This is a genomic window from Methylobacterium sp. Ger2507, from assembly GCF_055231875.1.
In genome coordinates this window covers 1,808,570-1,833,194 of sequence record NZ_JBUYVC010000001.1, presented here as the reverse complement: position 1 = coordinate 1,833,194, position 24,625 = coordinate 1,808,570, and the positions used below count along the sequence as shown (strand labels likewise).

Here is a 24,625-nt window from a genome sequence, read left to right as displayed (position 1 = left end):
CCGATGCCGACCGCGCTCGCCCTGTCGCCGCATCTCGACGACGCCGCCTTCTCCTGCGGTGGGCTGCTCCATGGCCTTGGCCAAGCGGGCTGGCGCGTGGAGACCGTGACGGTGTTCACCGCCTCGGTGGGGAACCCGACCGGCTTCGCCCTCGCCTGCCAGACGGACAAGGGTCTCGGACCCGAGATCGACTACATGGACCTGCGCCGGGCCGAAGATGCGGCGGCCATCGCCGCCCTTTCGCTGGCTCCCCCGCGCCATTGGCCCTTCCGGGAGGCCCCGCATCGCGGCTACGACTCGGCGCCCGAGCTGTTTCGCGACGTGCGGGGCGATGACGGGATCGTGCCCGACCTGACCCGAGCCATTCGCACCTTGATCGCCGAGATGGCGCCGGATCTCATCCTGGCGCCCCAGGCGATCGGTGGCCATGTCGATCACGTCCAGGTGGTTCGCGCCCTCGACGCGGCCGAGCCGGTCGCACCGATCCTGTGGTGGCGCGATTTCCCCTATACGATCCGTGACCAGACCCCGAAGGAACCCCTGCGGGCGCGCTTTGCCGGCCTGCCGGAAGTGGAAGCTCGGTCCGGCCCCGAGGGCCGCGCGGCCAAGGGCGCGGCCTGCGCCGCCTACGCGACGCAGCTCGGCTTCCAGTTCGGCGGCCCGGAAGGCCTGGCCCGGCGCCTGGAGCAGGAAGGCGGCCTGGAACGCTTTCGCCTGGAGGGCGATCTGCCGGCAACGCTCGGGCGCCTCGTCGCCAATGTCGTCTGAGGCACCGGACCATCCGAAGTCCCTGCGGGACCCGGCCGTTCTCGCGGCTCGAAGGACGCTTCTCGCACGTCCGCATATCGCCCCGATCCGGGCTCTGGCCGAGCGGATCGCACGGGAGCGGAGCGCGGAGGTTCCGGACCCGGACCCCCTCGACGGCGGCGTCGAGGCCCGGTTGCTGCTCCTGCTGGAGACGCCGGGGCCGGCGATCCGCGGCACGGGCCTGGTTTCGCGCGACAATCCCACCGGCACCGCCGCCAACCTGTTCCGCTTCCTCGCCGAGGCCGGTCTGCCCCGGCGCGACACCCTGATCTGGAACACGATTCCGTGGGTGATCCACGCACCCGGAGCGCTGAACCGGTGCCCGCGCCGCTCGGAGATCCGGCAGGCTGCGCCGTACCTAGCTCCCCTTTTGGACTGCCTTCCGCGCCTGCGCGTCGTCGTGCTCTCCGGGCGGGTCGCGGGCCTCATGCACGGGGACCTCGCCGCCCTGCGGCCCGACCTGACGGTGGTGGCGATTCCCCATCCGAGCCCGACCTATGTCTGCACCGCGCCGAGCGTCACCGCGCGCATCCGGGCCGGACTGGCCGAGGCACGGGCCTGCATCGCCGGTGGGCATTGCGCCTCTCTCGCTGGCAATTGCCCGCCGATGCCCCTAAATGCGGGCAACGGGCCGTGGTCCGGCACAAGCTCGGGATGACCCATGCCGCCGACGAGGCCGAGCGAGGGAAGCCCAGCGGAGGCGGACGCCGACACGATGAACTTTGCGAGACAGCAGAAGCAGATCGAGACGGCCGAGGCGCTCGCGCCCGAGGCCTCGCCGATCGACGGGGTGTCGGCCGAGGCGCCGAAGGGTGGCCTGCGCGGCCGCTACGCCTGGCTCGGTACCATCGCCAGCCTCGCCATCCTCGCAGGCTCGCTGTTCGTCCTGTGGAAGCTCGTCCAGACGGTGACCTGGGCTGAGATGCACGCGGCCTTCACCGGCGCATCGGGGGAACAGCTCAGCCTCGCTTTCCTGTTCGTTGCCATCAGCTACCTCTTCCTGACCTGCTACGACGCCCTGGCGCTGCGGCAGCTCAAGCTCAAGGTGCCGTACCGAACCACGGCCCTGGCCTCGTTCACCAGCTACGCGGTCAGCTTCACCCTCGGCTTCCCGCTCCTGACGGCCGGGACGATCCGCTACTGGATCTACTCCAGCAAGGGGCTGGGGGCCGCCAAGATCGCCGCCCTCACGGTGATCGCCGGCTTCACCTTCTGGCTCGGCATGGGCGTCGTCCTCGGCCTCAGCCTGATCGCGGAGGCAGGCCAGCTCGCCGCCCTCACCTTCACCAGCATCGCGCTGAACCAGGGCGTCGGTTTCGGGGCGCTCGTCGCCGTGGTGGCCTACCTGCTCTGGGTCTCGATGAAGCGTCGCCACGTGCGGGTGAAGAGCTGGCGCCTGGAACTGCCCGGCGCTTCGGTCTCCCTGAGCCAGATGGTGGTGGGGATCGGCGATGTCTGCGCGGCGGCCGCCACCCTCTACGTGCTGCTGCCGGCGGGCACCTCCATCGGCTTCACCACCTTCGTGGCGATCTACGTCCTGGCGGCGATGCTCGGGATCGCGTCGAACGCGCCCGGCGGCATCGGGGTGTTCGAGGCGACGGTCCTGCTGGCGCTGTCGAGCCTGCCGCGCGACCAGGTGCTGGGGTCGCTGCTGCTGTTCCGGGTCTGCTACTATCTCGTGCCCTTCGTCATCGCGCTGGCCATGCTCACCGTGTTCGAGATCGTGAAGCGGTCGCGCGACGCCAAGGCGAGCCGCGAGATCAAGAGCGCACGCGAGACGGCCACGCGCGATCTCGGGGCCTGACGCAGGTCCATCGTTCCGGAGGGTCTGAATGGCACGCGGCATGCGCCGATCGGCCTGGAGTGCCGCGGCCCTGACGGCGATCGGGATCGGCCTCGTCTCCTTCGCGCGCGGAACCCTGGACTGGCCGATGGTCGCCGCCTCCCTCGCCGCGGCGGGGCTCGCAGGGTTCATCGGCAGTCTCGGCCGCGCCCCGATCATCCGGGCGCCTGAGAGTATCGCCGCCTCGCGGCATTCGGTGGCGGAGGCGCTGCTCGCCAACATCCCCGATCCCGTCATCCTGGTCGACCGCCGCGCGGTGGTGATCGAGGTCAATCCGGCCGCCCGAGCCCTGTTGCCGGCCCTGAAGCTGCGCCACCCGCTCTCCTTCGCCTTGCGCGCGCCCGACGTCCTCGACGGCATCGAGGAGGTTCTGCGCAACGGCGCCTCGCTCAAGACGCTCTACACCACCCGCGTACCGACCGAGCGCGCCTTCGAGGTGCAGATCGGTGCCCTGCCGATGCCCGACGGGGTGGTGGGCGGCCAGCCCAACGTGGTGCTGTTCCTGCGCGACCTGACCTCGGCGCGGCGCCTGGAGGCGATGCGGGTCGATTTCGTCGCCAATGCCAGCCACGAGTTGCGCACGCCGCTGGCCTCGCTGCTCGGCTTCATCGAAACGCTGCAGGGTCCGGCCCGCAACGACCCTCCGGCCCGCGAGCGCTTCCTCGGCATCATGAAGACGCAGGCGCAGCGCATGGCGCGCCTCGTCGACGACCTCCTGTCGCTGTCGCGGATCGAGCTGCGCGAGCACGTGGCGCCGACCCGGCCGGTGGACCTGACCCGGATCGCCCGCGAGATGGTCGACACGCAGGGGCCGTTGGCACGGGACCGCGGCGTCGCGCTGACCATCGAGGCCGAGGGCGCCTTCCCCATCCTGGGCGAGCGCGACGAATTGCTTCGGGTAGTGGAGAACCTGATCGAGAACGCGGTGAAGTACGGCGGCGGGGGCGGTCGCGTGGCGGTCGCGCTCCGGCGCCACACCGATCCGGCGAGCGGCCGGGCCAACGTCGAGCTCAGCGTCCGCGACCAGGGCCGGGGCATCGCGGCCGAGCACATCCCCCGCCTGACCGAGCGCTTCTACCGGGTCGATGTCGCCTCGAGCCGCGACCAGGGCGGCACCGGCCTCGGCCTCGCCATCGTCAAGCACATCGTCAACCGCCACCGCGGCCGCCTCGTCATCGAGAGCGTCCCCGACGAGGGCACCACCGTGCGGGCGCTGTTTCCGGATTACCAGCCGGCGGCACTTCCCGACCCGACGATCGAACCGGCCTGAAGCGCTATCGGAACGGCGGCTCGTCGAAGCTGCGCAGCTTGCGCGAATGCAGGCCGTGGCGCTCGGCCCTCAGATTGTCGAGGGCGGCGAGCCCGATGAGCAGGTGCTCGGCCACCGCGCGCTCGTAGAAGGCGTTGGCCGCACCCGGCAGCTTGATCTCGCCATGCAGCGGTTTGTCCGAGACGCACAGAAGCGTGCCGTAGGGAACCCGCAGGCGGTAGCCCTGGGCCGCGATCGTCCCGCTCTCCATGTCGACGCCGATGGCACGGGACAGGTTGATGCGCCGGCGCTCCTGGCTGAAGCGCAGCTCCCAGTTGCGATCGTCGTAGGTGACGACCGTGCCGGTGCGCAGGCGGCGCTTCAGGTCCTCGCTGGTCTCGCCGGTGACCTGAGCGGCCGCCGCCTGGAGGGCGAGTTGCACCTCGGCGAGCGCCGGGACCGGCACGTCGGGCGGCACCAGCTCGTCCAGGATTCGGTCGCGGCGGAGATAGCCATGGGCGAGCACGTAGTCGCCGATGGTCTGCGACTGGCGCAGGCCGCCGCAATGACCGACCATCAGCCAGCAATGCGGGCGCAGGACCGCGAGGTGGTCGGTGATGGTCTTCGCGTTGGAGGGGCCGACACCGATATTCACGAGGGTCGTGCCCTGCTGGCTGCCGTCGGGGCCGCGCGCCACCAGGTGGTAGGCGGGCATCTGGTACTTGTGCCAGGGCGAGGCGGCGATCAGCGCCGCGGGGTCGACCGAGGCGGCTTCCGCGCGCGACACCGAGATGCCGCCCGGCAGGATCAGGCGCTCGAAGCCGTCGTCGCCGCGTGCCAGGCGCTCGAGTCCGTGGCGGATGAAGCCGTCGACGTAGCGATGATAGTTGGTCAGCAGGATCCAGGGCTGCACGTCGCCCCAGTCGCTCCCGGTGTAGTGGACGAGGCGGCGCAGCGAGTAATCGGTCCGGATCGCGTCGAAGAGAGCCAGCGGGCGCGGCGCGTCGGGTACGTCGTGCCAGAGCCCGTCGGCGATCTCGTCGCCTACCACCGAGAGCAGCGGCACCGGGAAGTAGGTGGCCAGATCGCGCGGAGTGACGCCGCTGCGCCCGAGATCGGCGCCCGGCTCGATCACGTAGGGATAGGGGATCTCCTGGGCGCTGAGCCCGACTTCGAGGGTCACGGCGTAGTCGCGCACCAGGGGCCGGAGCTGCTCCAGGAGGTAGCCCCGGAAATGCGCCGGCTGGGTCACGGTGGTGGCGTAGGTGCCGGGAGCCTGGAGCTTCGCCGTGGCGCGGGACACCTGCGGCATCGGCCCGGCGGGCTGGTAGGTCAGGCGCAGCTCGGGGTAGCGGAACTGAAGCCGTTCCGTCGCGTCCGGCGGGGCTCCCCCGTCGAGGTAGCGCGCGAGGGCCGATTGCAGCGCCTCGATCGCTCCCGCGTGCAGCGCCTCCAGGCGGTCCACGGCGGTCTCGGGATCGGAGACGGACTCCATCGGTCGCAACTCGTCGCGGATCACGGTGCCTCCTGGCCAAACCTTCGGTCCCGGCCCGTCTTACACCCGCGTGTGGCGTGAGGCGACCGACCGGGCGGTCGGGATTCCAGGCTGCTGATTTCAGCTGTGTGACATCAATGACAAAGATGTCGTGCGACGGCTGGTTGGTTGCTTGGCAACCATTTCAATAGGCCGACAAGTCCTTTAACATATGAAAGGCATACATTCCCTCTGCCGGAGCGAAAGCCGAGTCTTGGGTCAGGCGAATTCGACGCCAATAGGGGGAAACCGGCTTCGATGCTCACCGTCATTGGTTGCTTCTTCATCGGTAACGACCCCTGGTTGGTCGTGCTGGCAGCAATCATTTGCACCTTGGCCGCCAGCTCTACGATTGCGTTGCTGGTCCATGCGCGCCGGCCGAGGGCCGGATGGCGCAGCGGGTGGGTCGCGATCGCGGCCCTGGCGGGTGGCTCGGGCATCTGGGCGACCCACTTCCTGAGCATGCTGGCCTGCGATCCGGGTTTGGTCACCGGATACACGATTGGCCCGACCGTGCTGTCGCTGGTGCTGGCCGTGCTGGTGACGGGGATCGGTCTCGGAACGGCGGTGTTCTGGGCCGCCCGCGTCGCTCCGCTGGTGGGCGGCGGCATTGTCGGCCTCGGCATCGCGGTGATGCATTACACCGGCATGGCGGGCTACGAGATCGCCGGCCACGTGATCTGGAACGCCCCCCTCGTCGCGGTTTCGATCGCCGTCGGCATCGTGTTCGCCATCGCGGCCCTGTGGATCGGCCTGACCAGCACGCGCACCCGGGGACGGGCCGCCGGTGCCGCCCTTCTCGTCGTCGCCATCTGCGCCCACCACCTGATCGGCATGACGGCCGTCACCCTGGTGCCGGACCCGCGGGTGAGCGTGCCCGAAGAGACCGTGCCGGCCCTTTGGCTCGCCCTTCCGGTCGGCCTCGCCAGCCTGACGATCCTCCTCATGGCCTGCATGGCCCTGATCCTGGACCTTCGCGACCGCCAGAGCGCGGTCTATCGCGGACGCCTGCTGAGCCTTGCCAACGCGGCGGTGGATGGCCTCGTCATCTGTGACAAGGCGGTCATCGTCAGCGCCAACGACAGCTTCGCCACGCTGACCGGCATCCAGGCCCGGGACCTGACGGGCCTGCCCCTGTCGCGCTTCTTCCCGGATCGCGACACCCTTCGCGGCCTCGCCGAGCGGGCCGACGAACCGATCGAGGGCAACCTTCACCGCACGGACGGAACCGTCCTGCCGGTCGAGCTGATCATGCGGCCGATCGCCTACGCGAGCACGCCGCACGTGGCGCTGGCGGTGCGCGACCTGACCATGCGCCGGCGGGCCGAGCGCCAGATCCAATTCCTGGTCAGTCACGACCCGCTGACCGGCCTGCCGAACCGGCAGGCCTTCTATGACCGGCTGGACCAGCATCTGCGGCAGGCCGTTCCGGGCGAGCGCCTCGCGCTCCTCTACATCGATCTCGACGGCTTCAAGGAGATCAACGACCTCGTCGGCAACGCCATCGGCGACGTCACGCTGGTGCGGGTGGGCCAGCTCATCGCCGGTCTTCTCGACGAAACCCAGATGGTCGCGCGCGTGGGCAGCGACGAGTTCGCGGTGGTGACGCCGTGCGCCCACGCGGTCACGGCCGGGCGGCTGGCCGAGGAGATCCGGGCCACGCTCCGGGCCGCCTCGGACCGGGCGCCCCAGGGTGAGCCCGTGCCGGCCGCCACGATCGGCATCGCGGTGTTTCCCGACGATGCGCGCGACCGCAACGATCTGGTGAACGCGGCCGACACCGCGCTCCTCCTGGCCAAGACCGAGGGACGCGGCAGCTACCGCTTCTTCGAATCGTCGGTCGGGCAGGATGTGCGCGACCGCCGCATCCTGGAGAAGCACCTGCGCCGCGCCTTGAGCGAGAACCAGCTCCGCCTGGTCTACCAGCCCCAGATCGAGACCCGGACCGAAGCCGTGTTCGGATTCGAGGTGCTCCTGCGCTGGCACCATCCCGCGCGCGGCCTGATCTCGCCGGCCCTGTTCATCCCCATCGCCGAGGAGAGCGGGTTGATCCGCGAGATCGGCGCCTGGGTCCTGCGCGAAGCCTGCCGGGAGGCCGCGCAATGGGTCGCGCCGCTGACCGTCGCGGTGAACGTGTCCGGCCTGCAGGTCCACGATCCGGCTTTCGCGCCGAGCGTCAAGGCGATCCTGGCCGAGACCGGCCTCGATCCGGCGCGCCTCGAACTCGAGATCACCGAGACGGCCCTGATCCGCGATCCGGTCCGTGCCTCGACCAACCTGCGCCAGCTGAAGGCCCTGGGCCTTCGCATCGCCATGGACGATTTCGGAACCGGGTACTCGTCCCTGTCGAACCTGCGCCTGTTTCCCTTCGACACCATCAAGATCGACGGCTCCTTCATCGCCGCGGTGGATTCGAATCCGCAGGCCGCCGCCATCGTGCGTTCGGTGCTGGGGCTGGGCGCGGGGCTCGGCCTGCCGGTGATTGCGGAGGGTGTCGAGACCGCCGAGGAACTTGCCTTCCTGGGCGCTGAGAACTGCCACGCCGCCCAGGGCTATTTCATCGGGCGCCCCGCCCCGATCAGCGCCTTCGCGCAGCATACGGGGGGATCGCGCGCGGACGCCCACGTCGTCGCCACGGTCGCCGCCTGAAGGAAATCCGCCCCGCGCGTCACCGATCGTCCGGGGACGACTTGCCTTCCGGAGATTTTCCGCTCGAAACCGACGCTCCGCGCCGCGATGCGCAAATCCCGACGAGAAGGCCTGCCGCATGCGCGACGAATCCGGACATCGCCCCGGCGAGACGGCGATCCCGCTGCCTGCGGCCTTCGATGCCGGGCTCTACTTCATCGGCCGCATCCGCACGCCCTGGGCGACGCGTCAGGACTGCCCGAAGAACGGGCTCCAGACCGAGGCGACCTGCACCCTCGCGGTCGACCCGCCCTTCGCGGACGGTCTCCAGAACGTCGAGGGCGCCAGCCACCTCATCGTGCTGTACTGGATGGACGAGGCCGCCCGCGACCTGGCGCTGCAGCGTCCCCGCCATGCGGATGGCAGCCGGGGTACCTTCTCCCTGCGATCGCCCGCGCGCCCGAACCCGATCGCCCTGTCGGTGGTGGAGCTTCTCGGGCGGGACGGCTCGTGCCTGACCGTCCGCGGCCTCGATTGCCGCGACGGCACCCCGCTCCTCGACATCAAGCCCTACTACGCGACGACCGATTCGCGCCCCGGCGCCACGGTGGACCGGGCCGGGACGTCACGGTGAGGCGGAGCACCCGGCGCAGGTCCGGGGATCACCCGGCATGCGCCTCGGGGCCGTGCACCTGCCCGTCGGCCCCGTGGACCCGGCGCGGCGTGCCCTTCGGCGGCGCCTTGATCCGGTACCATCCGACATAGAGGGCGGGCAGGAAGAACAGGGTCAGGAAGGTCGCCGCCAGGATGCCGCCAATCATGGCGTAGGCCATCGGCCCCCAGAACACTTCGCGGGCGATCGGGACGAGGCCGAGGCTGGCCGCCGCCGCGGTCAGCAGGATCGGGCGCATGCGATGGCAGGTGGCATCGACCACCGCATCCCAGGGCGGCAGCCCGTCGCGCTCGTACTCGTCGATCTGGGTCACCAGGATCACCGAGTTGCGCACGATGATGCCGATCAGCGCCAACACGCCCAGGATCGCTACGAAGCCCATGGGCTTATTGAAGGTGAGCAGCGCGAGGGCGACGCCGATCAGCCCGAGGGGCGCCACGCTCGCCACCAGGAAGAGCTTCTGGAAGCTCTGGAGCTGGATCATCAGGAACATCGCCATGGTGAGGAGCATCACCGGCGCCACGGCCGCGATCGGCCCCTGGCCCTTCGCGCTCTCCTCAACGGCCCCGCCCACCGCCAGGATGTAGCCGTCGGGCAAGGTCTTGCGGAACGCCGTGATCTTCTCGTCGAGCTGGCCCACAACGGTGGCGGGCTGGGTGTCGTCGGCGATCGAGGCCCGCACCGTGATGGTGGGCAGGCGGTCGCGGCGCCAGACGATGGGCTGCTCCAGCTCGTAGCCGATGGTGGCGAAGGCGAGGAGCGGCACCACGCTGCCGTTGGCGAGCGGAACCTGCAGGCTCTGGAGCGTATCGAGGGAGTTTCGCTCCACCGCCTGGGCACGGGCCACCACGTTGACGAGGTAGATCGAGTCCCGCACCTGGGTGATCGCGCGGCCGCCGACGATGCCGTTGAGGATGCCGGCGATGTCCTCCGAGGTGACGCCGAGCTGGCGCGCCTTGTCCTGGATGATGTCGACCTTCAGCACCTTGCCGGGCTCGTTCCAGTCGAAGGTCGGCACATCGAGATGCGGGTTCGAGCCGACGATGTTGGCGAGGTCCAGGGCGTAGCCGCGCAGGGTCTGCAGGTCGGGTCCGCCGAGTCGGTACTGCACCGGCCGGCCGACCGGGGGGCCGAGATCGAGGGAGTGGATCAGGAAGTCGGTGCCGACGAATTTTTCCCGCGCCAGCGTGTCGAGCTTGGCCTTCATGCGCTCGCGGGCCTCGATCGACTTCGTCTCGATGACGATCTGGCCGAAGAAGGCGTTGCCGAGCTGCTGGTCGAGGGGCAGGTAGAAGCGCACCGCGCCCTGTCCGACATAGGACGACCAGCGCACGATCTCGGGATCGCCCACCAGGGTCGCCTCGAAGCGGTCCATCTGGCTCTTGGTCTCCGCGATGCTGGCGTTCTGCGGCAGCGTCATGTCGACCAGAAGTTCCGGCCGGTCGGAGGACGGGAAGAACTGCTGCTGCACGAAGCCCATGCCGACGATGGCCGCCGCCAGCATGGCCACGCAGGCCATGACGGTGGTCCAGCGCCAGCGCATGGCGCCCAGCAGCATCCCGGTGAAGATCCGCATCGAACGGCTCGGGGCGTCGTGGTCCTTGTGCTTCATCGTCTTCGGCAGAAGCTTCACACCGATCAGGGGCGCGAACAGGACCGCCACCACCCAGGAGACCAGGAGCGAGGCGGCGATGACCACGAACAGCGAGTAGGTGTACTCGCCCGCCGAGGAGCCGTTGAAACCGATGGGCAGGAAGCCCGCCACGGTGACGAGCGTCCCCGTCAGCATCGGGAAGGCAGTGGAGGTGTAGGCGAAGGTCGCGGCCTTCTTCAGGCTGTCGCCGACTTCCAGGCGGGCGACCATCATCTCGACGGTGATCATGGCGTCGTCGACGAGGAGGCCGAGGGCGATGATCAGCGCGCCGAGCGAGATGCGCTGGAGCGTGACGCCCATCACCTGCATGACCACGAACACGATGGCGAGCACGAGGGGAATCGACAGCGAGACCACGAGGCCGGCGCGCCAGCCGAGGGAGATGAAGCTGACCGCGAGCACGATCACCACGGCTTCGATCAGGGCCTTGGTGAAGCCGCCGACCGCCTCTTCGACGATCTTGGGCTGGTCCGAGACGAGGTGGATGCCGACGCCCACCGGCAATTCGCCCTCGAGCTTGCGCATCCGCTCCTTCAGGTCGTGGCCGAAGGTGAGCAGGTTGCCGGAGGGCTGCATCGCGATGGCGAGGCCGATGGCCGGCTGACCGTTGAAGCGGAACAGGTCGGTCGGCGGATCGGTGAAGCCGCGCGAGATCTCGGCCACGTCGGAGAGGCGGAAGAAGCGGTCGTTCACCCGCAGGTTGACCGCACGCAGGCTCTCCTCGGACACGAACTGGCCACCGACCCGGATCGAGACCCGCTCCGGTCCGGCCTGGATCACGCCGGATGGCGCGATGGCGTTCTGCGACTGCAGGGTCTTGATCACCGAGTTGGTGTCGAGGCCGAGCCCGGCGAGCTTGCGGGTCGAGAAGTCGAGGTAGATCACCTCGTTCTGGGCGCCGAGCAGCTGCATCTTGCCGGCGTTCGGCACCTTCTTCACCTCGGCGCGGACGCGCTCGACGTAGTCGCGAAGCTGGCGCTGGGTCACGCCGTCGGCCGTGAAGGCGTAGACGTTGCCGAACACGTCACCGAACTCGTCGTTGAAGAACGGACCCTGAATACCCTGCGGGAAGGTGCCCTGGATGTCGCCGATGCGCTTACGGACCTGATAGAAGATCGCCGGGATGGTCTTGGGCGGCGTCGTCTCGCGCAGCTGGACGAACACCGTGGCCTGCCCCGGCGTGGTGTAGCTGCGGCTGAAATCGACGGCATCGATCTGCTGCAGCTCCTTCTCGATCCGCTCGGTGACCTGATCGAGCGTGTCGCTGATGGTGGCCCCCGGCCAGCGCGCCTGCACGATCATGGTCTTGATGGCGAAGGGCGGGTCCTCCTCGCGGCCGAGGCGCTCGTAGGCCAGGAAGCCGGCCACCACGGAGATCAGCATCAGGAACCAGACGAAGGAGCGGTGCTCCAGCGCCCATTCGGAAAGGTTGAAGTTCTTCAAGGTCTTGCTCTCGCCTCAACGGGGTGGCGACGGATGACGGATGGCGGTCGAGACCCGATCAGGGCGCCTGGTCGGACAGGCGCACGGCCTGCCCCTCCTTCAGCGAATGGACGCCGGCCAGCACCACGCGGTCTCCGGCCCCGAGGCCCTCGCCGATGCTGACGCGCTCGCCGTCCCGGTGCGTGACGGTGACGGAGCGCTTGAGGACGCTCTTTCCGTCCGGGGCGACGACCCAGACGGCATCACGGCCGCCCTCGGTCAGCACCACCGTGGCGGGCAGGTCCACGTGCGGCGGCTCGGCTCGCGCCAGCATCACCGTGAGGGTCGAGCCGAGACGGAAGGCCGGGGATGGATCGATCAGCGTCATGCGGATGCGCCGCGTGCGCGTGGTCTGGTCGGCGAAGGGTGCGATCTCGCGCACGCGGGCGGTCGCCGTCACATCGGGAGCGCTCTGCAGGGACACGGTGAATTGCGCGTCCGCCGGCATGGTGCCGACCAGTTCCTCCGGGATATCGACCACGGCCTCGCGCTCTTCCGGGCGAGCCAGGGTCGCCACCGCCTGACCCGCGCTGAGAACCTGGCCGACCTCTGCGCTGCGGACCGTGACGACGCCATCGAAATCCGCGTGCAGTTCAGTGTAGCCGATCTGGTCGCGCGCCTTCTGCAGGTTGGCCTCGGCCTGGGCCAGTCGCGCCTGGGCGGTGTCCCGGCTCGCCACGGCGGTATCGAGCTGGGCCTGGGTGACGTTGCCGCCGGCGAGCAGGCGGCGGCGGCGGATCTCCGTCGCGTTGGCGTTCTCCGCCTGCGCCTTGGCATCGGCGAGGTCCGCTTCGGCCCGAGTCAGGGCGAAGCGCGGGACGACCGGATCGAGGGCGGCGATGCGCTGGCCCTTGTGCACGATGTCGCCCACGGTGACGTCGCGGGCGATCATCCGGCCGGCGATCTGGAAGCCGATCTCGGACTGGTAGCGCGGCGCCACGACTCCCGCGAAGGGTCCGAAGACCTGGGCGTCGACGGGCTTGACCACCCGGTACAGCACCGGCCGCACGGGTGGGGGCGCTGCCGGCTCCTCGGCGGCGTGGCAGGCGCCGAGGAGAGCGACGAGCGCGAACGCGCTCCAGAGCGGGCGGGTCATCGCGTCGCCTCGAGGGTCTTCGAAACGGCGACGGTCTGGCCTGGCCGGAGAAGCTGGATCCCCGCGATGACGACCTCCTCGCCGGGCGTGACGCCCTCCTTGAGCGCGATGGTGTTGGGGCCGTAGCGCTCGATCACGACGGGCCTCGGCCGGACGGTCCCGGTCTGGGGATCGCGCACCCAGACCGCCGGGCTGTTCTGCCAGCGATAGAGCGCCGACCACGGCAGGACGATCGCCGGGCGCGGCTGGAACTTGCCGGTGCCGATCACGACGGCCCCGAGGCTCATGGCCTTGGGCGTCTCCTCGAGACCGACCTTGATCCGCACCGTGCCGGAAGCGGCATCGACGCTGGGTGAGATCTCGCGCACGCGACCGACCGCCTTGACGCGCGGGTCGGCCTGCAGCGTCACCTCCACGGTCTTGCTCGCCGGCGGCGCGGCGAGCACCGCTTCGAACACGTTGAAGACGGCGTCGCGCGGCCCGTCCTGCGCCATCACCAGGACGGTCTGGCCCGCCTGGACCACTTGGCCCACCTCGAAGGTGCGACTGAGGACGATGCCGTCCACGCCGGCCTTCAGGTCCGTGTAGGAGTATTGCTCCTCGGCGGTGCCAAGGGCGGCCCGGGCCGAATCGACCGAGGCCTGAGTCGTGCGCAGCTGCTGCTCCGCATCGTCGTAGCTCGGGCGGGTGGTGTAGCCGCTGGCCAGGAGCTGCTCCTGGCGCTTGAAATTCAGCTTGGCCTGGGTCAGCAGCGCATCGGCCGAGGTGAGCGCAGCCTGGGCGTTGTTGAGATTGGCCCGCTGCTCCTGGGGATCGAGCTTGGCCAGGACCCGATCGGCGGTGACGTGGTCGCCGACCTCCACGAGGCGCTTGGCGATCTTGCCGTTGGTGCGGAAGGCGACATTGACCTGCGACTGGGCCTGGATGTCGCCGGTGAAGATCAGGTCCGAGGCGATGGTGGTCGAGCGGGCGATGGTCGTTCGTACGAGGGCCATGGCCGGAGCGGCGTTCTTCGAAGCGCCTGCGGACGACGCCTCGGTGGCGGCCTCAGCGCCGAGCACGGGCGACATCGCGGCAGCTGCGATCGCAAGACCAAGGCCCAGGCCTCCGCGCCAGCGCGGCCAAACGGTCTGCCAACCCACCATTGCGTCCTCGAACCCAGAAAGCCCCTACCTCGCCTCATCCATATCGTCTATCATACCGACCGTCCAGACGGTTTCTTGCAAGAGCAGATCGGCTCCTGGTTTTCGTAACGCCCCGGTATCTCATTGAAGTATTCGATCTTTCTGCCATGTGCGGCTTTGATTTGGTATCATCGCGAAACCTTGGCACCTCTGCCGGATGATCGATGATGAAGGCGCGCACCCGCCGCGAAGACCGACCGCTGGTGATCCTGGATGCCGCCGAGCGTCTGATCCGGCGCATGGGCACCCGCACCCTGACGATCGATGCGGTGGCGGCGGAAGCCTCTCTGAGCAAGGGCGGCGTCCTGCATCACTACGCCTCGAAGGATGCGCTGATCTCGGCGCTGGCGGAGCGCAAGCTGCGCGAAATCCGTGAGAGCGTGACGGCCCACGAGGCCGAACAGGGGCCGGGACCGGCCGCCCTCCCCCTGGCCCTGATCGCCCATGCGCGACAGATCTATGCCGACGAGGATGGATTTCCCCGGGCGCTCCTGCTGGCTTCTGCCGAGAACCCGGAGGCCTTCGCGGGCTTCAACGCCTTCCTGCGGGACCGCCTGGCCCAGATGGAGGACGTGGCCTGCTGCCCGGGCGCCGGGGCGATGCTGACCTTCGCCACCCTCGGCCTCCTCCTCTCTCGCACGCTCGGCTTCCACTGCCTGGAGGGGGCGGAACTGGAGAAACTGTTCGACGCCATGGAGCGCACCGCCAAGAGCCTGCCGAAGATCGAGGCGCGGCCCTGAGCGTCTCAGCTTTGCGAGCGTCCGCTTGCGTACATCGATGAGCGAGAGACGCCGCTGACGGTCCTTCCGTATTGAATCAGACGAAGCCGGCCGATGGCATGCCGCGGAGCAGGCAGGGCAAGAATGATGGCAAGGATAAGGGCCAAGCCTTCACCATGATCGATACTTTCGCAGCGCCGCGCGACCTCCCCCGAATCTACGCGACGCTGTTCCGAAGGCCCGGAATGATTTCGTCTCCGCGAAATCCGTTCTGCCGAGACCCGGAGAAGCGCTGTACGACCCGGATCAACGCAGCTATGCCTTGATCATGCCAGCCGGACCGCCCGATCCGATCGCCCGAAGATCCGAGATGCCCAACGGCTGCGACCGATCCGGGATTTGTGGCGCGTGACCGTCTCCCTGGCGTTTCTCGATGCCGGCGGCGTCACGGGTGCCGAAATCCGCGCACACGACTGGTCGGGGACGAGATTCGGACCGCCGGAGACCTGGCCGGCGTCCTTGCGCAACACGCTGGCGCTCATGCTCGCCTGTCCCCGGCCGATGTTCCTCGCCTGGGGACCCGACCTGCTCTGCTTCTACAACGACTCCTATCGGCCGATCCTCGGCTATCGCCTGTCGCACGCGCTCGGCCGTCCGTTCCGCGAGGTCTGGGGCAGCATCTGGGACGATATCGGTCCGCTGGTGGAGGCCACCCTCGCGGGCGAGCCCCGCACCTTGACCGACATGAAGCTCGATCTCGCCCGCGCAGGACGGGCCGAGGAAAGCTGGTGGTCGTTCACCTACTCCCCCGTCTACGACGATGCCGGGGCGATCAACGGATTGCTCTGCGTCACCGCGGAGACGACCGACCGCGTGCTTGGCGAGGCCGCCCTGCGCGAGAGCGAAGACCATTATCGCCACGCAGTCGAGTTGAACCCGCAGGTGCCCTGGACCTGCGATGCTGCCGGAAACATCACGTCCTACGCGACCCGCTGGCTGACCCTGACGGGACAGGCCCCCGGCGAGCCCCTGGGCGACGGCTGGACCCGGGCGGTGCATCCCGAGGACCTGCCGCGGACCATCGCCGTGTTCGGTGCCTGCATCGCCTCTGGAGACCCGGTGGATGTCGATTACCGCATCCGCCTCGCGTCGGGCGAGCACCGCTGGATGCGGGCCCGCGCCTTTCCGCGCCGGACCGAGGGCGGCGAAATCCTGTGCTGGTACGGCGTGGTCGAGGACATCCACGACCGCAAGCAGGCCGAGACGCGCCTGCGACGGCGCGAGGAGCAGTTACGGCTGGCCACCGAGGCGGCCGAGATCGGCACCTGGGACCTCGATCCGGTCGGCGGTACGCTGGTCTGGTCGGACCGCACCAAGGCGATGTTCGGCTTTCCCTCCGGCGCGTCGGTGACCCTCGACGACTTCTACGCCACCCTGCACCCCGAGGATCTGGCGGCGACCCGAGCGGCCTTCGCCTCCGCCATCGACCCGGCCCTGCGCACGACCTATGACGCCGAGTACCGCACCATCGGGCACGACGATCGGCTGGTGCGCTGGGTGGCCGCGAAGGGCCGGGGCGTGTTCGACGAGACCGGGCGCTGCGTTCGGGCCCTCGGGACGGCCATCGACATCACGGCGCGCAAATCCGCCGAGGGCCACCTGCGCTTCCAGATCGCGCTAGCCGACCGCTTGCGCACGGCGGCGAGGCCGCTGGACATCAAGATGATGGCCTCGGCCAGCCTCGGCGCGCATCTGGGTGTCGGCCGGGTCGGTTACGGCCATCTTCAGAACGAGGGCGAGGTCATCTCGGTCGAGCGCGACTGGTGCGACGGGCGCATGCCCTCGCTCGCCGGCGTGGTCCGGGTGCTCGATGCCTTCGGCCCCGCGCTGGTGGTCGAGTTGCGCCAGGGGCAAACCCTGGTCGTCACCGATTGTCGGACGGACCCGCGGACCGCCGAGCCGGCGTTCCAGGCCACCTGGGACAGCATCGGAACGCGGGCGCTGATCGTGGCTCCGATGATGCGAAGCCTGGAATCCGGCGGCCTGTCCCTCGGCGGCGTGTTCTTCGTGCATTCCGACGCGCCGCGCATCTGGACCGACGCGGAGGTCGGGCTGACCATGGAGGTCGCGGCCCGGACCTGGTCGGCCTACGCGCAGGCGGAGGCCGAGGCGGCCCTGCGCGAGTTGAACGCCACCCTTGAGGAGCGCGTGGCGGGACGCACGGCCGAGCTGGAACAGACCCACGAGGCCTTGCGGCAGGCGCAGAAGATGGAGGCGGTGGGCCAGCTCACCGGGGGCGTCGCGCACGACTTCAACAATCTCCTCACCATCATCCGCTCCTCGGTCGACTTCCTGCGTCGGCCGGATCTGCCGGAGGTGCGCAAGAGCCGCTACCTCGATGCCGTCTCCGAGACCGTGGACCGGGCCGCCAAGCTCACCGGCCAGCTGCTCGCCTTCGCCCGGCGCCAGGCCTTGAAGCCCGAGGTGTTCGACGTTCGGGCGCGCCTCATCGTCATCGCCGACCTTCTGGAAACGGTGACGGGCGCCTGTATCCAGGTCGTCACGGCGCTGCCCGAGGAGACCTGCCACATCCGCGCGGATCTCAGCCAGTTCGAGACCGCGCTGATCAATATGGCGGTCAATGCCCGGGACGCGATGGAAGAGCGGGGCACCCTGACCATCCGCCTGGAATGCCGGGCGCCCATGTCACCCCTGCGCGACCAGGGCGGCCAAGCGGACCGGTTCGCCGCGATCTCGCTCAGCGACACCGGCATCGGGATCCCAGCGGATCATCTCGACCGGATCTTCGAACCGTTCTTCACCACCAAGGGCGTGGGCAAGGGCACCGGGCTCGGGCTGTCGCAGGTCTTCGGCTTCGCCAAGCAGTCGGGCGGCGACATCGCGGTCATCAGTACGGTCGGGGCGGGAACGACCTTCACGCTCTACCTGCCGGAAATCGAGCCCGACCAGGTCCCGCCCACGGCCGCCGGCGTGATCGAGCATCCCACCGTGTCGGGGGACGGCCTGCGCGTCCTTCTCGTGGAGGACAACCTGGAGGTGGGCCGTATCGCCCGCCAGATCCTGGAGGATTTCGGCTATCTGCCGACTTGGCACACCGACGCCGAGAGTGCGCTGGCGGATGTGGAGCGTGAAACCACACCCTTCGACATCGTCGTGTCGGACGTGGTCATGCCCGGCATGGGCGGCGTGGCCCTGGCGCAGGAGTTACGGCGCCGCCGGCCGGATCTGCCGGTGCTGCTCGCCTCGGGATACAGCCACATCCTCGCCCAGGAGGACGCGCACGGCTTCGAGCTTCTGCAGAAACCCTATTCGGCCGAGCAGCTCGGCCGGACGATCAACCGGATCGTCGCACGGCAGGTGGCGCTGTCGGAACCTTAGGCAAGGAACCGCTCCCGCCGCTCGGCCTTGCGCCGGCACGTCGCGCGTCGCGACGTCAGGCTGCCTGCTCGGCCATGGCGGCGAAGACCAGGGCGTGGCGGGCCGCCAGGGCGTCGATGTCCGTGGAATAGCCGCCGCCGATCACCCCGACCAACGGGATGCCGCGGCGGCGGACGGCTCCCACCACGTACCGGTCGCGCGCCAGGAGGCCGGCATCGGTCAGGTCGAGGCGCCCGAGGCGGTCGTCGCGGTGGGGGTCGACGCCGGCATTGTAGAACACGAGGTCGGGGCGGATCGCATCGAGGAGCGGTCCGACATGGGCCTCCAGCACCGCGCGGTATCCGGCATCGTCGACGCCGTCGGGCAGGCCGACGTCCCGGTCGCCGGCGATCTTGCGGGTCGGGTAGTTCTTCTCGGCGTGGATCGAGAGGGTGAAGAGATCGGGGGTGCCGCTGAGGCAATCGGCGGTGCCGTCGCCCTGGTGGACATCGCAATCGATCACCAGGGCGCGAGCGATGGTGCCCTCGGCATGCAGGGTGCGGGCGGCGACCGCCACGTCGTTGAAGATGCAGAAACCGGCCCCGGTCTCGCGTCGGGCATGATGACTGCCGCCGGCCGTGCTTCCGGCGATCCCGTGCGCCAGGGCGAGGCGGGCGGCCAGGAGGGTGCCGCCGACGGACGCGCAGGAGCGGTCGACCACCGAGGCGCCGACCAGAAGGCCGATGCTGCGCTCGATTTCGCGGGACACGTCGAGGGCGAGCACGGCCTCGACGTAGGCGCGATCGTGAGCGGCGGCGAGAAGCGCGGCCCCGGCCGGCTCCGGCCGGACGAAACCATGCGGCGCAAGGCCCTGCTCCACCAGCAGTTCGGCCAGACGCCCGTATTTGCGCATCGGGAAGCGATGCCCCTCCGGCAGGGTCGCCTCGTAGGCCGGGTGGAAGACGATGGGCAGGGTCATGTGGCAGACCTCACGACACGCGCCTCACGCCAGTTCGGCGACGAGGCGGTCGGCCAGGGCCAAGCCGCTGTCGTAGGCGGCCTCGACGCGCGGCCCGAGGCAGCCGTCACCGGCATAGCCCAGGCGCTCGCGCGGGTCGTAGAGGCAGGGTTCGCCGCAGGTTTCCTCGACGAGGGCGTAGCGCCAGCGATGGCCGCGCCCCTGTCCAGCGACCGGCACTCCGAAGAGGACGGACAGGGCCGAGATCAGCCGTGCCGCCGCCGCCTCGGGCGCGTCCTCCAGGTGGGTCCTCGACCAGTCGGGCGTGGCATGGACGGTGAAGGCGGGCTTCCCGCTCGGCCGGCCGGGCTTCGTGCCCTCGCGAAAGATGGCCGCGACCGGTCCTCCCGCGGGTCGCAGGACGTCGCCCGCGAAGGGAAGGTCCTGCGCGCAGGTCAGCATCAGCGACCAGCAGGGTGCGTAGGTCGCCCGCTCGATCGTCGGCAGCACGAATCCGCTCGCGGCGAGGAGGCGCGACGCCTGAGGCCCTGGCAGCGTGAGCACGACGGCCTCGAACACCCGCGGTTCGAGACCCTCGGCCAGAGCCAGGGTCCAGCCGCTCGACACGCGGGACAGGCCCGTGACGGTGCGGCCGACATGAACCTCGAGACCGCCGAGGAGATCGCGCACCGGCGCGGTCATGTCGGGCACGGCCGTGAAACGGTCGGGACCATCCCAGGGCGCCACGAGGCCGCGCCCCGCCCAGGCGGCGAGCCGCGCCCCGAAGGCGGAGCCATGTGCCCGCAGAACCTGGGCGCCGTGATCGAAGCGGAGCCCGGTGTCGCGATCGCGCCGGTTCGCCATGCGGCCGCCGACCTGACGGCCCTTGTCGAACAGGGTGACGGCGAGGCCGGCCTCGATCAGGCGGCGCGCGGCGCTCGCCCCCGCCATCCCGGCTCCCACGATCGCCACATGCGCCGGTCTCGCCACGCCCGCCCCCTCCGTTCCCCCGGGTTGTCATACGACTGAAGCATCGCGGCTGTTAGGGGCGCTGGGACGGTCGGGGACGCGGCGCGATGTCCATCCCGCGATCGGTCGCGTTTCGGGTCTGACCAACGGGAGATGTCGCGGATGTGGGATCAGGCGATGCGGGACTTGTCGGAGCCGAGCGCTGCGGTCGCTCTGGGGTTCTGCGCCGCCCTGACGCTGATCAACCTGGTCGGGATCGCGGTGGCGGCCGTCCGAATCGGGCGGCGCAACGGCGCATCGGTGTTCCCCCAGGGCGCGCCGGTGTCGCTGGTCCGGCCGGTCTGCGGCGTGGAGACCTTCAGCGAGGAATTGCTGACGCGCGGCTTCCGGCTGGTGCATCCGTCCTACGAGCTGATCTTCTGCGTCGCCGATGAAGCCGATCCCATCGTACCGCTGGTGCGTCGGCTCATGGCGGCGCATCCGCAGGTCCGGTCCCGCCTGATCGTCGGCGACGAGCGCATCAGCGACAATCCGAAGCTCAACAACTGCGTGCGCGGCTGGGAGGCGGCCCGCCACGACTGGGTCGTGCTCGCCGATTCGAACGTGGCGATGCCGCCGGACTACCTGCAGCAATTGCAGGCGGCCTGGCGTCCGAACACCGGCCTCGTCTGCTCGACGCCGATCGGAGCGCGGCCCGAGGGCCTGTTCGCCACGGTGGAATGCGCCTTCCTGAACACCCTCCAGGCGCGCTGGCAATATACCGGCGAGGCCCTCGGCCTCGGCTTCGCCCAGGGCAAGAGCATGCTTTGGCACAAGCCCTTCCTGGAGGCACGCGGCGGCATCCGCGCCCTGGCGGCCGAGATCGCCGAGGATGCGGCGGCGACCAAGCTCGTGCGCGCGGCCGGGGCGCGCGTCCATCTCGTGGCCGCTCCGTTCGACCAGCCCCTCGGGCGCCGCACCCTGGCGGAGATCTGGTCGCGGCAGTTGCGATGGGCGCGCCTGCGCCGGGTCACCTTCCCGCTGTTCTTCGCGCCCGAGATCGGCTGCGGCCCGCTCCTGCCCTTCGGCATCGCCCTCGCGGCCGCCCCCTCCCCGGCGCTCGCCGGAAGCCTGCTCGCGCTGACCGGGCTCTGGTATGCGGCCGAAATGGCGCTGGCCGCCCGGGCGAAGTGGGTCCGGGGCCCCGGTCTCCTCCTGGGCTTCATCATCCGCGATGCCCTGATCCCGTTCGTGTGGACCAGCGCCTGGCTACGCGGCGCGGTTCTCTGGCGCGGCAATGCCATGAACATCCGGACGACGATGGACCTCCAAACAACGAGGGACCTCCGAACAACGAGGGACTCGCGGACCACCATGGAGATCGCACCGCCGAACACCGGTGCCGCGACACGCAGCCCCTGGCGTCGCCTGTGGCCCCGGGCCAGCGCAGCCTGACGGTGCCCGCTCCAGCTGCATCGCCCTGCCGGCACGGCGGCAGCGCTCTTGCTTAGGCTCCGCGGTCCGCACCGGGCGGACAAAAGGGGCCAGGGCGATGCAGACCGAAACCAGCGGGCTCCATAAGGGCCTCAACGCCTTCCATCTCTGGGGCATCGCCGTCGGACTCGTGATCTCGGGCGAGTATTTCGGCTGGAGCTACGGCTGGGCTTCCGCCGGAACCCTCGGCTTCCTCATCACCACGATCGCGGTTGCGGCGATGTACGTCGCCTTCATCTTCAGCTTCACCGAACTCACCACCGCGATCCCGCAGGCCGGCGGCCCCTTCGCCTACAGCCGGCGCGCCTTCGGCCCGGTCGGTGGCTGCATCGCCGGCTACGCGACGCTGATCGAGTTCGTCTTCGCGCCCCCCGCCATCGCGCTCGCCATCGGCGCCTATCTCAACGTGCAGTTCCCCGGCCTCGACCCCAAGCACGCGGCGCTCGGCGCCTACCTGATCTTCATGACCCTCAACATCGTCGGCGTGCAGATCGCCGCGACCTTCGAGCTGTTCGTCACGATCCTGGCGGTGGCCGAACTCCTGGTCTTCATGGGCGTCGTCGCCCCGGCCTTCTCGTGGTCGAACTTCGCCGCCCACGGCTGGGCCGGCACCGACACCTTCGGCCTGCCGGCGATCGGCGGCCTGTTCGCCGCGATCCCGTTCGCGATCTGGTTCTTTCTCGCCATCGAGGGGGTGGCGATGGCGGCCGAGGAGGCCAAGGACCCGAAGCGGACCATCCCGATCGCCTACATCACCGGTGTGCTGACCCTGACGGCCCTGGCCTTCGGTGTGATGATCTTCGCTGGCGGCTCGGGCGACTGGCGGGCTTTGAGCAATCTCAACGACCCCCTGCCCCAAGCGATGAAGACGGTGGTCGGCGAATCGAGCGGCTGGCTCCACATGCTGGTCTGGCTCGGCCTGTTCGGCCTCGTCGCCTCGTTCCACGGCATCATCATGGGCTACTCGCGGCAGATCTTCGCCCTGGCCCGCGCGGGCTTCCTGCCCCGCGGCCTCGCCCGGGTGCACCCGCGCTTCCGCACGCCCCACATCGCCACCCTCGCGGGGGGCGTGGTCGGCATTGCGGCCATCTACAGCGACAACCTGGTAACCATCGCGGGCCAGTCGCTCACCGCCAGCATCGTCACCATGGCGGTGTTCGGCGCCCTGGTGATGTACGGGATGAGCATGGCGAGCCTGTTCCGCCTCCGCCGGGCCGAACCGGACCTCGCCCGCCCCTACCGCGCCCCGCTCTATCCCGCCGCGCCCGCCTTCGCGCTGGCGATGGCGGCGGTCTGCTTCGTCGCCCTGGTGATCTACAATCCGGCGATCTTCGCGATCTTCCTCGGCGTGATGGTCCTGGCCGTGCTCGCCTCGAAGTGGCTGGCGACCCCAGACGCGACGGTGGGTGGGCCGGTTTACGATCCGGTGTTGTGAGGGCGTCTCGCGACGTTCGATGCGCTGGACAACATGCCATGAAGATCGCGATCCTCGAAGCCGGCGCACCGCCGGAGCGGCTGTCCGACCGCTTTCCGGGCTACGGCCGGATGGCGGCCGATCTGCTCGGGCCGGCGTATGACTGCACCGTCTTCCGCGTGAACCAGGATGTCTGGCCCGCCGATACCGGCGCCTACGATGCCACCCTTGTCACCGGCTCACCGGCGGGGGTTTCCGACTCCCTGCCCTGGATCGCGACGCTCATTGCGTACCTGCGCCGCCTCGATCCGGACAAACCGCTGGTCGGGCTCTGCTTCGGCCATCAGGTCATGGCGGAGGCCTTCGGCGGGCGTGTCGAGAGGTCGCCGAAGGGTTGGGGCCTCGGCTTGCACGCCTACGACATCTATCACGCGGCGGCCTGGATGGACGGTGAGGGGCGCATCGCCGCGCCGGCCATTCATCAGGACCAAGTGGCCGCTGCGCCACCAGCGAGCCGGACATTGGCCGGCAACGCCTTCACGCCCCACGGCATCATCGCCTATGCCGACCGGCGCGCCCTTTCCTTCCAGTTTCACCCGGAGTTCGCGGTCGCCTATGCCCGCGCCCTCATTGCTGACCATCGCCCGGACGACCTCGACGAAACCCTTCGGGCCCAGGCCCTCGCCTCCCTCGACGCGCCCGGCGATGGTGCGCGGATCGGAGAATGGATTCAGCGTTTCCTCACGGATCGTACCGGCGCGGACCAGGTGAATTCCGGTGATTCCCTCTCGCCCTCTAAGCACGCGCTGGACGAAGAGTGGACGACCCTGCACGAACACGGCAACTCGAGCGAATCGAGGATGCTCACCCGGCCGCCGATCACCTCACCCGAGGGGAGGACTGCCTTCCGATCCTGCACGGGCAGCGCGCCGACTTACCGCGGGTCCAAGACCGGCGGGCCATGAACTGGGCGACCGGTGGGATCGAACGAGTGGTGCGGGCGGTCGGAATCGAACCGACACTCCTTGCGGAACCGGATTTTGAGTCCGGCGCGTCTACCAGTTCCACCACGCCCGCAACGCTCGCGTCATGGCACACCTTCTTGGTTTCGGCCAGTGGCGATTTCTTGCCAGCAGGGTGATCGCATATGACGTTTCACGCCGCCGGCGCCTCCACCCAGCATCGCATCATCCCGAAACCGCGCAGCGAAACCTACGATCCAGAAAGACAGGTGGTGCAGAGCCTTCCAAGGTCGGCGGCTGTGGATTTCGGGTTCGCCTGCGGCGCCCCGGAATGACACCGGTGTCCCTATGCGGTCAGCCTGTCTCGCAGGCCGCTGCTTGCCAGGCGTTTCCTGCCAGGCGTTTCCTGCCAGGCGTTTCCTGCGAAGCGTTTCTTGCGAGGCATATCCTGCGAAGCGTTTCTCTGAAGCCGCTCACCCTGCGGCGGACCGCCTGATCCTCGGCGGGCTCGGGTTCCCCAGTGAACCAATTTCTCCGCGTTGCGGTGCGCGCGCGCTCGCCAGCGGCGGCGCCGTGTGATCAAAGGACGCCGCCCGCCACCT

Annotated in this window: 17 protein-coding genes and 1 tRNA gene; 11 read left to right on the top strand and 7 right to left on the bottom strand. The window is 69.5% G+C overall.

Going from position 1 to position 24,625, the window contains the following annotated elements; genetic code table 11:
* The first annotated feature begins 3 nt into the window (after nt 1-3).
* From ACV7NL_RS08545 to ACV7NL_RS08530, 4 genes are read left to right on the top strand one after another with little or no spacing between them, the layout of a single operon-like run.
* Nucleotides 4-768, top strand: a complete 765-nt coding sequence (locus ACV7NL_RS08545; protein ID WP_463355408.1) for a PIG-L deacetylase family protein — start codon at nt 4-6, stop codon at nt 766-768.
* Nucleotides 758-1,465 (top strand): uracil-DNA glycosylase, encoded by a 708-nt coding sequence (locus ACV7NL_RS08540; RefSeq protein ID WP_463355407.1) that lies wholly within the window; start codon nt 758-760, stop codon nt 1,463-1,465. The genes ACV7NL_RS08545 and ACV7NL_RS08540 overlap by 11 nt, the downstream gene beginning before the upstream one ends.
* A gap of 57 nt (nt 1,466-1,522) precedes the next feature.
* Nucleotides 1,523-2,611 carry a lysylphosphatidylglycerol synthase domain-containing protein gene (locus ACV7NL_RS08535; protein ID WP_463355406.1) on the top strand — a complete coding sequence of 363 codons (1,089 nt, stop codon included), beginning with the start codon at nt 1,523-1,525 and terminating at the stop codon, nt 2,609-2,611.
* 28 nt (nt 2,612-2,639) lie between these two features.
* Nucleotides 2,640-3,920, top strand: a complete 1,281-nt coding sequence (locus tag ACV7NL_RS08530) for an ATP-binding protein (protein ID WP_056484244.1) — start codon at nt 2,640-2,642, stop codon at nt 3,918-3,920.
* 4 nt (nt 3,921-3,924) lie between these two features.
* On the opposite strand, the gene ACV7NL_RS08525 is transcribed toward ACV7NL_RS08530, so the two are convergent.
* Nucleotides 3,925-5,418: an AMP nucleosidase gene (locus ACV7NL_RS08525; RefSeq protein ID WP_056179627.1), complete on the bottom strand. Its 1,494-nt coding sequence runs from the start codon at nt 5,416-5,418 to the stop codon at nt 3,925-3,927.
* A gap of 273 nt (nt 5,419-5,691) precedes the next feature.
* Here ACV7NL_RS08525 and ACV7NL_RS08520 point away from each other — a divergent pair, with 273 nt between their 5' ends.
* Both ACV7NL_RS08520 and tsaA read left to right on the top strand, forming a co-directional pair.
* Nucleotides 5,692-8,082, top strand: coding sequence for an EAL domain-containing protein (locus ACV7NL_RS08520; RefSeq protein WP_463355405.1), 2,391 nt, complete (start codon nt 5,692-5,694; stop codon nt 8,080-8,082).
* A 118-nt stretch (nt 8,083-8,200) separates the two neighbouring features.
* Nucleotides 8,201-8,695: a tRNA (N6-threonylcarbamoyladenosine(37)-N6)-methyltransferase TrmO gene (gene tsaA, locus ACV7NL_RS08515; protein ID WP_056484238.1), complete on the top strand. Its 495-nt coding sequence runs from the start codon at nt 8,201-8,203 to the stop codon at nt 8,693-8,695.
* Between the two features lie 28 nt (nt 8,696-8,723).
* On the opposite strand, the gene ACV7NL_RS08510 is transcribed toward tsaA, so the two are convergent.
* From ACV7NL_RS08510 to ACV7NL_RS08500, 3 genes are read right to left on the bottom strand one after another with little or no spacing between them, the layout of a single operon-like run.
* Nucleotides 8,724-11,831: an efflux RND transporter permease subunit gene (locus ACV7NL_RS08510; RefSeq protein ID WP_463355404.1), complete on the bottom strand. Its 3,108-nt coding sequence runs from the start codon at nt 11,829-11,831 to the stop codon at nt 8,724-8,726.
* Nucleotides 11,832-11,889: 58 nt separating this feature from the next.
* Nucleotides 11,890-12,966: an efflux RND transporter periplasmic adaptor subunit gene (locus ACV7NL_RS08505; RefSeq protein ID WP_463355403.1), complete on the bottom strand. Its 1,077-nt coding sequence runs from the start codon at nt 12,964-12,966 to the stop codon at nt 11,890-11,892.
* Nucleotides 12,963-14,036, bottom strand: a complete 1,074-nt coding sequence (locus tag ACV7NL_RS08500) for an efflux RND transporter periplasmic adaptor subunit (RefSeq protein WP_463355402.1) — start codon at nt 14,034-14,036, stop codon at nt 12,963-12,965. Before ACV7NL_RS08500 ends, ACV7NL_RS08505 begins: the two co-directional genes overlap by 4 nt.
* Nucleotides 14,037-14,314: 278 nt before the next feature.
* Here ACV7NL_RS08500 and ACV7NL_RS08495 point away from each other — a divergent pair, with 278 nt between their 5' ends.
* Together ACV7NL_RS08495 and ACV7NL_RS08490 are read left to right on the top strand one after the other, a co-directional pair.
* A complete protein-coding gene (locus ACV7NL_RS08495; protein ID WP_056179604.1) occupies nt 14,315-14,890 on the top strand; it encodes a TetR/AcrR family transcriptional regulator in 576 nt (191 codons plus the stop codon).
* A gap of 540 nt (nt 14,891-15,430) precedes the next feature.
* Nucleotides 15,431-18,268 (top strand): PAS domain-containing protein, encoded by a 2,838-nt coding sequence (locus tag ACV7NL_RS08490; RefSeq protein WP_463357085.1) that lies wholly within the window; start codon nt 15,431-15,433, stop codon nt 18,266-18,268.
* A 55-nt stretch (nt 18,269-18,323) separates the two neighbouring features.
* On the opposite strand, the gene ACV7NL_RS08485 is transcribed toward ACV7NL_RS08490, so the two are convergent.
* Together ACV7NL_RS08485 and ACV7NL_RS08480 are read right to left on the bottom strand one after the other, a co-directional pair.
* Nucleotides 18,324-19,226 carry a histone deacetylase family protein gene (locus tag ACV7NL_RS08485; protein WP_463355401.1) on the bottom strand — a complete coding sequence of 301 codons (903 nt, stop codon included), beginning with the start codon at nt 19,224-19,226 and terminating at the stop codon, nt 18,324-18,326.
* A gap of 24 nt (nt 19,227-19,250) precedes the next feature.
* Complete coding sequence (locus tag ACV7NL_RS08480; protein ID WP_244478293.1) at nt 19,251-20,195, bottom strand: NAD(P)/FAD-dependent oxidoreductase; 945 nt, start codon at nt 20,193-20,195, stop codon at nt 19,251-19,253.
* 156 nt (nt 20,196-20,351) lie between these two features.
* Between ACV7NL_RS08480 and ACV7NL_RS08475 the strand changes: the two genes are divergently transcribed.
* The 3 genes from ACV7NL_RS08475 to ACV7NL_RS08465 all read left to right on the top strand — a co-directional run bounded on the left by ACV7NL_RS08475 (nt 20,352) and on the right by ACV7NL_RS08465 (nt 24,026).
* Entirely contained in the window at nt 20,352-21,608 is a 1,257-nt protein-coding gene (locus ACV7NL_RS08475; protein WP_463355400.1) for a ceramide glucosyltransferase, read from the top strand.
* Between the two features lie 97 nt (nt 21,609-21,705).
* Entirely contained in the window at nt 21,706-23,082 is a 1,377-nt protein-coding gene (gene eat, locus ACV7NL_RS08470; RefSeq protein WP_463355399.1) for an ethanolamine permease, read from the top strand.
* A 38-nt stretch (nt 23,083-23,120) separates the two neighbouring features.
* Nucleotides 23,121-24,026, top strand: coding sequence for a glutamine amidotransferase-related protein (locus tag ACV7NL_RS08465; protein WP_463355398.1), 906 nt, complete (start codon nt 23,121-23,123; stop codon nt 24,024-24,026).
* Nucleotides 24,027-24,053: 27 nt separating this feature from the next.
* Here the strand turns inward: ACV7NL_RS08465 and ACV7NL_RS08460 are convergent.
* A tRNA-Leu gene (locus tag ACV7NL_RS08460) sits at nt 24,054-24,138 on the bottom strand.
* Nucleotides 24,139-24,625: the final 487 nt, after the last annotated feature.